Source organism: Nonomuraea sp. NPDC050451, from assembly GCF_044458585.1.
In genome coordinates, this window is sequence record NZ_JBITHZ010000006.1 from 458,086 (window position 1) to 460,699 (window position 2,614).

Here is a 2,614-nt window from a genome sequence, read left to right on the forward strand (position 1 = left end):
AGTGCGGTCCCGGGCAATGCAGCATGCGGTGGCGCGCGTATGCAGCCCAGCCCGCCAGCACCCGCCGCGTCCCGATGCCGATCGGCGTCTCCGGCCCGCCACACCCTGGTGCCGACCACGTCCCCGGGCCCGCCACTTCCCGGCAACCGCATCCCGGGTTGACCGTGTGCCCGGCTGGCCGTGTGCCGGGTTGGCCGTGTGCCGGGTTGGCCGTGTGCCGGGGCCGGCCGCATCTCGGGTCCGCCACGCCCTTGTGCCGACCGCGTTCGGGGGCCGACCGTGTCCCCGGGCGGGCCGCGCTTCGCGTCCCTCCCAGATCTTGGCCGTGTCTCGGGCTCGCCACGCTGCGGTGCGGACCGTGTCCCGGGGCTGGCCGTGTCCCGGGGCTGGCCGTGTATCGGACTCCCACGCCGTGGTGCGGACCGTGTGCCGAGCCACGCGACTCCCGGACCTCGCCACCTCCCGGCGCCCGCGTCCCGGGGCCGACCACATCCCAGTTCCCACCACTTCCGGGCGCCCGCGTCCTGGGTCCACGCTCGCCCGCCATCACTCCCTGCGTCTCGCGTGCGCTGTTCAACCGCGCCAGCAGCCCATGGTGTTTCGGGCACAACACTCAACCTCACCAGCCATTACCCCGACTCGGCACACCAGCCGGTCCGCCAACCCCGACGGCGCCCTGGGCGCACGGTTCACCGCCACAGCCGCCGCTAGCGCCACCAGCACTGCACCACGCGGGCCATCAGCATCACCACCGCGGGCCACCGACGCCACCCTGGCCCCCAGGATCATCACCGCGGCCACCAGCACCATCACTGTCACCGGCACGACCATCACCACGGCAACCGCACGGCCACCACCACAACACCACCACTGACACCAGCAGGCCGCCCCCACGGCCACCGCTACCAGCACGGCCACCGTTACCCGGCCACGAGCACGGCCACCGTTACCCGGCCACGAGCACGGCCACCGTTACCCGGCCACGAGCACGGCCACCGTTACCCGGCCACGAGCACGGCCACCGGGACTGCGATGGATGCCTGGGGGACACCTGCGAGCGGCCGCCTCCCCGCCACCCGCGGCCCCCACCACAGTGATCCCTCACCCCGAGCGAATCCCCGAGCGCCGCCAGGGCCGACGCGCGGTCACTGCCGAGTGACGCGTGTCGGCTTCATAACGATCACCACCCGCCGCTCAGCATCTCCAACCGGCCGCTCGTACTCCAGCCCGTAGCGATTGGCCAGCACGTCGAAGAAGTCGCCCGATGGGTCCGGCTCCAGCCGCTCGACCACGCCACGGATCTCCAGATAGCGGTACGGCGCCTCAGGGTCGTTGATGGAGACCGCCACCTGCGGATGTTGCTTGACATTTCGGTACTTGAACCGATCCATCGTGGTCGTGAAGCGCAAGTGCTCCCCGTCCCAGATCGTCCAGACCGGGTTCACATGGGGAGCCCCGTCAGGCCCGATCGTCGCCAGATGGGCGAACAGCGGGCGCTTCAGCAGGTCCAAGTGACTGTCGGGAATGATCACGTCTCTCCTCCGAAACCGTAGATACGCGCCAGGTTATCAAAGCTTTGATAACCATCAATGTTGTACTATTCCCGATATGGGGATGCCTGCGGACGAACGCCTCGGTCTGGACATCAAGCGTGCGGAGCAGGCCCTGATCGCGGCCAAGCAGGCCGCCGTCCGGCCGGCGGGGCTGACCGTTCCCCAGTACGCGACGCTGTTCGCGCTGGCCGACAACCCCGGCATCTCGGGCGCGGCGCTGGCCAGAGCGTGCCTGGTCACACCCCAGGCCATGACCGTCGTGCTCAAGAACCTGGAGGAACGCGGCCTCATCGAACGCTCCCCGCACCCATGGCATCGAAACGTCCTGGAGACCCGGCTGACCGAGGCCGGGCGCGCGGCGCTGGAGGCGGCGGACGAGCGCGCCGTGGTGATCGAACGAGCGATCGCGGGTGAGTTCAGCGTGGAGGAGCGGGTGCAACTACGCGGCCTGTTGACCCGGTGCGTCGAGGCGATCGCCCGCGCCACCCCGGAGCTGTGACATCGAAGAGACCGTCCGGTTATGCCACCGGACGGGGCGCGACACGGCGCCCGCCGCGCGGCGGGATCGTCCGCGACACGCCCCCTGGCGAGGCGATTTGACGTCTCGCGGATTGCGACCTAGTCTTTCAGTTCGCGCTGGGAGTGAGCCGGACGCCGATCAGGCGGACGGGCCCCCGCGCAAGCCCCTTGAAATGACGAGCCACTCGGCGGAGCCGCTTCGGCGCGCTCGGAGCCCGGGCCGTCGTCTGGCGCATGGAGATCACCGAAAAATCGGTTGATTCGACAAGCTCCGGATGACACGGTAAGTTACGAGGGTTGCCCTGGGACGACCGGGGTGCACCATCCTAAGCAAGTCTGAGTGGTTTCCGGCAAATCTCCGGATTTGACGGAAATCGGCAAGCTCGGTAAATTTTAGGAAAACGCGAGGCACGCCTCCGAGCGCAAGTCAGAGACTTACGCGAAGATGTACGCGTCCGTTTCTTGAGAACTCAACAGTGTGTTAAAAGCCAGTGCATGAGATACATGCATATCCCCGTCATTATTGACGGAAATTGCTTGGA

2 protein-coding genes are annotated in these 2,614 nt (G+C 68.1%); one reads left to right on the forward strand and one right to left on the reverse strand.

Annotation, left to right across the window (positions count from 1 at the left end; genetic code table 11):
* Nucleotides 1-1,145: 1,145 nt before the first annotated feature.
* Nucleotides 1,146-1,532 (reverse strand): PPOX class F420-dependent oxidoreductase, encoded by a 387-nt coding sequence (locus tag ACIBI9_RS22965; protein WP_397224180.1) that lies wholly within the window; start codon nucleotides 1,530-1,532, stop codon nucleotides 1,146-1,148.
* 76 nt (nucleotides 1,533-1,608) lie between these two features.
* On the opposite strand from ACIBI9_RS22965, the gene ACIBI9_RS22970 reads away from it, so the two are divergent.
* On the forward strand, nucleotides 1,609-2,052 hold the full coding sequence (locus ACIBI9_RS22970; protein ID WP_397224181.1) for a MarR family winged helix-turn-helix transcriptional regulator: 444 nt from the start codon (nucleotides 1,609-1,611) through the stop codon (nucleotides 2,050-2,052).
* Nucleotides 2,053-2,614: the final 562 nt, after the last annotated feature.

Bases quoted from the DNA above. Each gene is read 5' to 3' on its own strand.
- ACIBI9_RS22970 (WP_397224181.1), top strand. From the start codon at position 1,609: ATGGGGATGCCTGCGGACGAACGCCTCGGTCTGGACATCAAGCGTGCG.